This is a genomic window from Phyllobacterium sp. MT110, assembly GCF_058792715.1.
Window position 1 is genome coordinate 165,412 of sequence record NZ_JBXAFE010000008.1, and the last position, 6,617, is coordinate 172,028.

At 60.5% G+C, this 6,617-nt stretch carries 6 protein-coding genes; 3 read left to right on the forward strand and 3 right to left on the reverse strand.

The features are described from left to right. Nucleotides 1–5: 5 nt before the first annotated feature. Together pgl and zwf are read right to left on the reverse strand one after the other, a co-directional pair. Nucleotides 6–704, reverse strand: coding sequence for a 6-phosphogluconolactonase (pgl, locus tag AC1Q5O_RS25605; RefSeq protein WP_492566910.1), 699 nt, complete (start codon nt 702–704; stop codon nt 6–8). A gap of 2 nt (nt 705–706) precedes the next feature. Beyond that, nucleotides 707–2,176: a glucose-6-phosphate dehydrogenase gene (gene zwf, locus AC1Q5O_RS25610; protein ID WP_492566912.1), complete on the reverse strand. Its 1,470-nt coding sequence runs from the start codon at nt 2,174–2,176 to the stop codon at nt 707–709. A 159-nt stretch (nt 2,177–2,335) separates the two neighbouring features. Between zwf and AC1Q5O_RS25615 the strand changes: the two genes are divergently transcribed. The 3 genes from AC1Q5O_RS25615 to AC1Q5O_RS25625 all read left to right on the forward strand — a co-directional run bounded on the left by AC1Q5O_RS25615 (nt 2,336) and on the right by AC1Q5O_RS25625 (nt 5,596). After that, complete coding sequence (locus AC1Q5O_RS25615) at nt 2,336–3,811, forward strand: aldehyde dehydrogenase family protein (RefSeq protein WP_492566913.1); 1,476 nt, start codon at nt 2,336–2,338, stop codon at nt 3,809–3,811. 54 nt (nt 3,812–3,865) lie between these two features. Continuing rightward, nucleotides 3,866–4,615, forward strand: a complete 750-nt coding sequence (locus tag AC1Q5O_RS25620) for an SDR family oxidoreductase (protein WP_492566914.1) — start codon at nt 3,866–3,868, stop codon at nt 4,613–4,615. A gap of 135 nt (nt 4,616–4,750) precedes the next feature. Then, nucleotides 4,751–5,596, forward strand: a complete 846-nt coding sequence (locus AC1Q5O_RS25625; protein WP_288192029.1) for an oxidoreductase — start codon at nt 4,751–4,753, stop codon at nt 5,594–5,596. 44 nt (nt 5,597–5,640) lie between these two features. Here the strand turns inward: AC1Q5O_RS25625 and AC1Q5O_RS25630 are convergent. Then, the coding region (locus AC1Q5O_RS25630; protein ID WP_492566916.1) for an inorganic phosphate transporter at nt 5,641–6,617 on the reverse strand (977 nt) is incomplete at its 5' end.

A 6,617-nucleotide genomic window follows, 5' to 3' on the forward strand; every position in this document is an offset into this window, starting at 1 on the left:
TCTCCTTATGGAGCCCAGAAAATCTCAAGATTGATGGGTGTGTGTCGCAGCACGGCGCGAATGGGCATGTCAGCGGTTGCCCCGTCGCCAAGCGCCTTGTCGAGAACGGCTTTTTTGCCGTCGCCTTCGATGTGCAGGACAACGAACCGGGAATGAACGATCACCGGCAGGGTGAGTGTCAGGCGCGGCTCACCGGCACCTTCCGCCTGCATCGGCAGGACGAGCGCCGGCTGCGTCATCGAAATCGCGTCGGCAAGGCGGTCGCCGCCGGGGAAGAACGAGGCCGTGTGACCATCGCCGCCCATGCCGAGAATGGTCACGTCGAAAGGCTGGCCCAGTGCGGCGATGGCCGCCGCCGCGGATTGAACCGCAGCGTCCGCATCCGCAGACGCATGATAGAGCCCGACGAAATTGGCCTTCGCTGCGGCATTCTGCAGAAGCAGCTCCGTCACCAGCTTCTGGTTGGAGCGGTCATTGCTTGGCGGCACGAAACGTTCGTCCACCAGCGTGACGGTGATCCGGGTCCAGGGCAGGTCCTTGACCGACAGCGCCTTGAAAAAGCGGGCAGGGGTGGTTCCGCCCGATACGGCCAGAACCGCCTTGCCGCGCGCATCGCATGCGGCCTGCAGGTGTGCTGCAACACTGGTCGCCAGTGCTTCCGCAAGAGCGTTTCCATCGGCAAAACTGTTCAGTGTCTGCTGCATGATCATGTCTCGTGCCAGGTGCGTCCGTCGCGTTCAATCAAGGCGATGGCCGCGGATGGTCCCCATGTACCGGCGGTGTAACCTGCTGCGGACTGGTCATTGTCGGTCCAGGCTTTCAGGATCGGATCGATCCAGCGCCATGCGGCAACAACTTCGTCGCGGCGCATGAACAGGGTCTGGTTGCCGCGCACCACATCCATCAGCAGGCGTTCATAGGCATCGGGGCTGCGGACCTGGAACGATTCCGCAAAACTCATGTCGAGCGGAACGTGACGCAGGCGCATGCCGCCCGGACCCGGATCCTTGATCATCATCCACTGCTTCACGCCTTCATCGGGCTGCAAGCGGATCACCAGCTGATTGGCGACAACCCGGCCCGCGCTCTCGCCAAAGATCGAGTGCGGAATGGGCTTGAACGAAACGACGATTTCGGATGCGCGTGTGGCCAGACGTTTGCCGGTGCGCAGGTAGAACGGAACGCCGGCCCAGCGCCAGTTGGCGATCTCGGCCTTGATGGCGACGAAGGTTTCCGTATTGCTCGTCGCGCCCAGTTCTTCCTGATAGCCCTTGACCGGGCCGCCGGCGGACGCACCGGCGCGGTACTGGCCGCGCACGGTCAGCTCTTCGGCATTCTTGGCATCGATGCGGGCAAGCGAGCGCAGGACTTTCAACTTCTCGTCGCGCACGGCATCGGCATCCATGGATGCGGGAGGCTCCATCGCAACAAGGCAGAGAAGCTGCAGCATGTGGTTCTGCACCATGTCGCGCAGCGCACCGGCCGTGTCATAGTAACCGGCGCGGCCTTCGAGGCCGACCGCTTCCGCGACGGTGATCTGCACGTGGTCGATATGCGCCGAGTTCCACAGGGGCTCGTACAGCGCATTGGCAAAGCGCAGCGCCATCAGGTTCTGCACCGTTTCCTTGCCGAGGTAGTGATCGATGCGGAAAATCTGCTGTTCGTTGAAGACGCTGCCGATCGTGTCATTGAGCGCAATGGCGGATTTAAGATCGCGGCCGATCGGCTTTTCGACGATGATGCGGGTCTGATCGGTGATCAGCTCATATTTCTTCAAGCGGCTGGCAATGTCGCCGAACAGGCTCGGGCTGACCGCAAGGTAAAACGCCCTGATCTTCCTGTTCGCGTCGCCAATCGCGCTCTTGAGATCGTCCCAGCCATTGTCCGATGTTGCATCGACTGCAACATAGGACAGGCGCTGCAGGAATTGCTCGACCTGCTTCTTGTCGATTTCTTCTGGTTTGACATGTTCCTTGATCGCGGCTTCCGCAAACTTGCGGTAGTCGGCATTGGACATGGCCGAACGCGATGCGCCGATGATGCGCGTGGGCTCCGTCAACTGTCCGTCCCGCTGGCGCTGATAGAGCGCGGGGATCAGTTTGCGCTCGGCAAGATCGCCGCTGCCGCCAAAGACGATGCAGTCAAAAGGTTCAACCGGGATAATCTGGCTTGTCATAAGATTAAGTCTCGCTGTGCCAAAAATAGGTGTTCCGCTGATGCAGGCCTGTATAATCTAATCGATTTAAAAAGGCCAGCGCCGATCCGTCTTCTGCGTCAAAATGCATTCCCAAGACGGTTCAATTCCAATACCATCGGCGCAAAGCAGGAACCCGTCATGGATCAGAATCTCTCTCGAATTGTCGCACAGGATAAGAATTTCCTGAATATCATTAATGGCCGGCGGGTCGCCGCACTCTCGCAGGAAACGATCACTGTTTTGTGTCCGTCCGATGGTTTGCCCTTCGCCACCATCCCGGCGGGCAATGCCGATGATGTGGATCGCGCCGTGCGTGCAGCGCGGCAAGCCTTCGAAAACGGACCCTGGAGCCGGATGCCGGCCTTCGAGCGTGGCCGCCTGCTGACACGGCTCGGCCAGCTCGTCGAAGAGCATGGCGATGAACTCGCGGCGCTCGAATCGCGCGATACCGGCAAGCCGGTCCGTCAGGGCAAGGCGGATGTCGCCGCGACCATGCGCTACTATGAATTCTACGGCGGTGCCGCCGACAAGATTCATGGCGATACCATTCCCTTTCTCGACGGCTTCACGGCGCTGACGCTGCGCGAGCCGCACGGTGTGGTTGCCGGCATCATTCCATGGAACTATCCGATGCAGATCATGGCGCGCGTGGTTGGCGCCGCGCTGGCGATGGGCAACACGCTGGTCATCAAACCGGCCGAGGATGCCTCGCTGTCCACCATCCGTATCGGTGAACTGGCCATTGAGGCAGGATTTCCCGATGGCGTTCTCAATGTCATCACCGGCTATGGCCGTGATGCAGGTGCCGCACTGTCATCGCATCCGGGGATTGATTACGTCACCTTCACCGGCTCGCCGGTTACCGGGACCGCGATCCAGCAGGCCGCCGCTGCGAACAATCGCGGCGTCACCATGGAACTGGGCGGCAAGTCGCCGCAAATCCTGTTTGCCGATGCGGATGTGGAAAAGGCCCTGCCGGTTCTGGTCAATGCCATCATCCAGAACGGCGGTCAGACCTGCTCGGCGGGAAGCCGTATCCTCATTGAGCGTCCTCTCTATAATGACGTCGCTGCCGCCCTTGGCGAGCGCTTCAGCAAGCTTGTCGCCGCACCGCACGACATGGACCTGGACCTTGGCCCGATGGTGAACCCGGCGCAGAAGCGCAAGGTCGAGAACTTCATCACCTCCGCTGCCGAGTCCGGGATCGAGGTTGTTGCCCGCGGCTCCATTCATGTCGAAGCGCCGCTGGAGGGCTATTACGTCGCTCCCGTGCTTTTCGGCGCTGTCGATCCCGCTTCGGTTCTGGCACAGGAAGAAGTGTTCGGGCCGGTATTGTCGCTCTTTGCTTTTGATGACGAAGCGGATGCCATCAGGCTTGCCAACGGCACCGATTACGGTCTCGTCGCGGGTATCTGGACCCGGGACGGTGCCCGTCAGCACCGTGTCGCCAAGAAAGTTCGTGCCGGACAGGTTTTCGTCAACGCCTATGGTGCTGGCGGCGGCGTCGAACTGCCGTTTGGCGGTTTCAAGAAGTCCGGTCACGGACGGGAAAAGGGCTTTGAAGCGCTCTTCGATATGTCCGCAACCAAAACGGTCGTGTTCCGCCACGACTGAGCGGGCCGACGCCCCGAACAATCCCATTCAAAATCAATAGCATGAGGAAATGACATGACCCGTTTGGCAGGCAAGACAGCGATCATCACCGGCGCAGCAGCCGGATTCGGCGAGGGAATGGCGAAGCGCTTTGCCGAAGAGGGCGCCAATGTCGTCGTCGCCGACCTGAACCACAAGGGCGCGGAAACGGTCGCTGCCGCCATCGGAAAAAAGGCGATTGCCGTAGAGGTGGACGTTTCGCGCAAACACGATATCGATGCGATGGTTGCTGCCGCAATGGATACATTCGGCCGCGTTGACATCATGATCAACAATGCCGGGTTCACGCACCGCAACGGTTCCATGCTGGAGGTGGATGAAAGCACCTTCGACCTGATCACGGCCGTGAATATGAAGGCGATCTACTACGCGACGCTTGCCGTGGTGCCGATCATGGAAATGCAGGGCGGCGGCTCCATCATCACCACGGCCTCGACGGCTGGCCTGCGCCCGCGTCCCGGCCTGACCTGGTACAATGCGTCCAAGGGCTGGGCGATCACCGCGACGAAATCCATGGCGGTTGAACTGGCACCGAAGAATATCCGGGTCAATTGCCTGTGCCCCGTGGCGGGCGATACCGGCATGCTCAGCCTGTTCATGGGCGAGGACACGCCGGAAAAGCGCGCGCAGTTCAAGGCTTCGATCCCGCTCGGCCGCCTGTCGACACCGCTCGATATCGCCAATGCGGCCCTTTGGCTCGCTTCCAGCGAGGCTGAGTTCATCACGGGCGTGGCGCTGGAAGTCGATGGCGGGCGCTGCATTTAGACGGGATCAACTGATTTTGTCTTGAACCGGAAGCAGATCGGCCTACATCCGGAGTGTCGTCCAATTTCCCCAATGGCTGTATCCGGCTGATCGTGGTCCGATCAGCGGCGCGGCTCATCTTTCAAGGACATCATCATGACATCGAAACCTGTCTGGTTTATCACTGGCTGTTCAACCGGTTTTGGCCGCGAGCTGGCGCGCCATACGCTTGAACTGGGTTATCCCACCGTCATCACCGCACGCAACCCCGCACAGGTCGAAGATCTGGCGCGGGGCAATGAAGACAAGGCACTTGTCCTCAAACTCGACGTGACCAATGCGGACGATATTGCCGCTGCCGTCAAGGCGGCGGAAGCCCGCTTCGGCCGTATCGATGTGCTCGTCAACAATGCCGGTATCGGCTATTTCGGTTCGCTTGAAGAGAGCGACATCGATGAAGTGCGCAAGATGTTCGAAATCAACGTCTGGGGCCTCGTCAACATGACCCGGGCCGTCCTGCCCGTCATGCGCAAGCAGCGGTCGGGGACTGTCGTCAATATTTCATCGATTGGCGGTCTCGTGGCCAATTCGGCCGTGAGCTTCTACAATGCCACCAAGTTCAGCGTCGAAGCGATTTCGGAAGCCCTGTCCAAGGAAGTTGCGCACCTTGGGATCAAGGTTCTGATTGTGGAACCCAGTGGTTTCCGCACGGACTGGGCCGGACGCTCGGCCAACGAGGCACCCACAACCATTGAGGATTATCGCGAGACGTCCGATCAGCGCATGCAGCAGATCAGGACATCCAGCGGCAATCAGCCGGGCGATCCGGTGCGGGCGGTCAAGGCGATCGTCCAGGCCGTGGAAGCGGACACGCCACCCCTGCGCCTGCTGCTCGGCAAGTTTGCGCTCGCCGGAGCCCGCAGCAAGATTACTGAATTGCAGCGGGATTTTGATGCCTGGGCCGAGGTAACCGAAGGCGCCGATGCGCCGAAGGGATCCTGATCAAGCGAAAATGGCCGGCATTGCCGGCCATTTTTCATTCTGGCCTAAATCAGTTGGCGTAGGATCACGAACAGGGTGAAGGACAGGGCAATCGATACCGGCAGTGTCAGCACCCAGGCCATCAGCAGGTTGCGCACCGTCGACATCTGCAGGCCCGAGCCATTTGCCACCATCGACCCCGCCACGCCTGACGAGAGAATGTGGGTCGTGCTGACCGGCAGGCCCAGCGTGTCGGCGGTGAAGATCGTCCCCATGGCAACCAGTTCGGCCGAAGCACCCTGCCCATAGGTGAGGTGGGTCTTGCCGATCTTTTCACCGACGGTGACGACGATCCGGCGCCAGCCGACCATTGTGCCCAGACCGAGGGCCAACGCCACGGCAACCTTCACCCAGGTCGGGATGAACTTCGTCGCATTGTCGATGGCCTGATGGTAGGTCTTGATGGTGGCAAGGTCAGCGGGCTGCATCGGCAGCAGCTTGGCCTTGTCGATCAGCTTCAACGCTTCGCCGGTCAGATACATGTTGTTGCGGGTGTTGCTGACCATGCCGACCGGAACCGTCGATGCGGAGCCGTAGGGCGATATGCTGGCGTTGGTCTGGTCAATGAACTGGCGCAAGGCAACGGTGGTTTCATCGCTCCATGTCTTGTTGCGCACCGCATTGCTGACCACCGCATTGGCGTCGGTGACTGTGATGCCGGGCTTTTCGTAGCTGCGCAAGGTCGTCGCGGCTGCGGTTGCGGCGGACTTGTAGGCTTCGAGATAATTGATATCCGGAGTGCGGTTGAGCGCGAACGATGTCGGCACGACGCCGATCAGGATCAGCATGATCAGGCCCATACCCTTCTGGCCGTCATTGGAGCCATGGGCGAAGCTGACACCGGTGCAGGTGAAAATCAGCAGGCCGCGGATCCACAAAGGCGGAGGAGTCTGGCCTTTCGGCGCTTCATAGAGCGCTTTGTTTTTGATCAGCAGCCGCATTGCCAGCAGCAGCAGGGCAGCCATGCCGAAGCCGACGAGCG